This is a genomic window from Nitrosomonas halophila (genome assembly GCF_900107165.1).
Classification (GTDB): domain Bacteria; phylum Pseudomonadota; class Gammaproteobacteria; order Burkholderiales; family Nitrosomonadaceae; genus Nitrosomonas; species Nitrosomonas halophila.
Genome location: NZ_FNOY01000136.1, coordinates 1 through 1,799, shown reverse-complemented (window position 1 = coordinate 1,799; position 1,799 = coordinate 1). Strand labels below are relative to the sequence as shown.

The following is a 1,799-nucleotide window of genomic DNA, read 5'->3' as shown; positions in this document are numbered from 1 at the left end:
CATCTTCCTGGTCATGAACCTGCTTGTACTGGTGCGGGTTTTTATTCGCCTGAAGAAATTTATTGCCAAAATGGCAATATGGGCGACAAAAAACTACATGTTCGGAAAAATTCCGTTTGCCTATTCCTGTCAATTGACCTCAAAGCGGAATTTTTACCTGGCTGCGCAGAAGTGGGTGCTGGATTTCTGAGTAAGCTCTAAATAGAGCTTACTCAGAAAGTATTTCTTGCGATCGTTTGAGATTTAAAATTAACAACCAACTGTTTTATAAAGAATATTGTTTCTAACAATGCGCGGTTTACTATGATTAATTGAGCATGGGTGAGCTTGCGTTCAAATCAAGTGCAAGGATTTCCGCATAAATTGTTCAAAGACCTTGCACTTAAATATTGATTTATACGATATTTCAATTCAAAAACAACCATTTATACTTTCTGAGTAAGCTCTATTTATATAGTTAATTTGTCTTGAGTTAAACTATATTTTTTGCTCAGGAGGACGAACAAGAAGTATAGAAGTATTTACCTTTGTTAGAACCTGTTCAGCAACCGAGCCAACAACAAAGCGCTCTAGTCCGCGTCGATTATCTGTACCTACAACCAATAATCCTGGTTTCCACTCGTTAACCGCATTTGCAATTGCGTCCGCAATTCCTGTAAGACCATAAAGTAGATCCGCTTCCACTAGACGAGTCTTAATTGAAACACCGTTCTCCACAGAAGCCTTTGCATTTTGTAGCAAAACATTACCTTTATCCGTGTCTACACCCTGATTATCGATTACATGTACAATACATAATTCTCCATTATAGGATTTTGCTATATTATGTGCTTCTTTTAATGCTTCTTGAGAGATCCGACTGTTGTCTATAGCAACCATGACCTTTCTAAACATAAATTTTACCCTCCACTCGCTTACACAGGTATCTCTTAAAAAATTATGTTACTTCTAATTTTTGCACGAGGAGAAATTACTAAACAACCACCAGCTAAGGCTGGTGGGTTAGTGACAATGACTAAAGTCAGGATACGGGTCTTAAGACCCGTTTAGCTTTCGGTTCTGAAATTATCATCACCTTTAGGTTCAAAATGATGCTCCAAATAGTTTTGGATCATTTCTTCTGTCAGTTCTCCTGATGTTACACAAAAGTATCCTCGCGCCCAAAAATGGCGCCCCCAGTAGCGTAGCGATTTTTTAAGTCCGGAAAACTTTCAAACAACTTCGCAGAAGTTCTGCCTTTGATGCGCCTCATTATTTCGCTGGGCGCCATGTTCGGTGGCGCAGATACCAATATATGTATATCATCCTGACTGACAACACCTTTCAGAATTTCTATTTCAAATACCTCGCGCGTCTGCCTTATCAGTTCCTGGCCTTCAGCCCTATGTCACCTCTCAGTACCTTAATAGCAATACTTTGTTACAAATACAGAATGGTACTGTATCTTGGAAACTGTGTGGCTTCCATAACGATAGTCCATGATACTCCCCTACTTTTAGCATCATGGTACATCCAAAATTTTAAAAGATAAATCTTACCGCCTTAAAGGCGGTGATTTTAACCTTACTTCGGACTACTAAACAACCACCAGCTAAAGCTGGTGGGTTAGTGACAATGACTAAAGTCAGGATACGGGTCTTAAGACCCGTTTAGCTTTCGGTTCTGAAATTATCATCACCTTTAGGTTCAAAATGATGCTCCAAATAGTTTTGAATCATTTCTTCTGTCAGTTCTCCTGATGTTACACAAAAGTATCCTCGCGCCCAAAAATGGCGCCCCCAGTAGCGTTTTTTTAAGTC

At 39.3% G+C, this 1,799-nt stretch carries 3 protein-coding genes and 1 pseudogene; 1 reads left to right on the top strand and 3 read right to left on the bottom strand.

From position 1 onward, the window contains the following. The coding region (locus BLV85_RS15550) for a hypothetical protein (protein ID WP_218132864.1) at positions 1-201 on the top strand (201 nt) is incomplete at its 5' end. Positions 202-477: 276 nt separating this feature from the next. Here BLV85_RS15550 and BLV85_RS14640 read toward each other — a convergent pair. The 3 genes and pseudogenes from BLV85_RS14640 to BLV85_RS14630 all read right to left on the bottom strand — a co-directional run. Continuing rightward, positions 478-894 carry a universal stress protein gene (locus tag BLV85_RS14640; RefSeq protein ID WP_090415948.1) on the bottom strand — a complete coding sequence of 139 codons (417 nt, stop codon included), beginning with the start codon at positions 892-894 and terminating at the stop codon, positions 478-480. Between the two features lie 152 nt (positions 895-1,046). Further along, a pseudogene (gene tnpA / locus BLV85_RS14635) lies at positions 1,047-1,480 on the bottom strand (IS200/IS605 family transposase). Between the two features lie 169 nt (positions 1,481-1,649). Further along, a partial coding sequence (locus tag BLV85_RS14630) for a transposase (RefSeq protein WP_176973882.1) occupies positions 1,650-1,799 on the bottom strand: 150 nt, incomplete at its 5' end.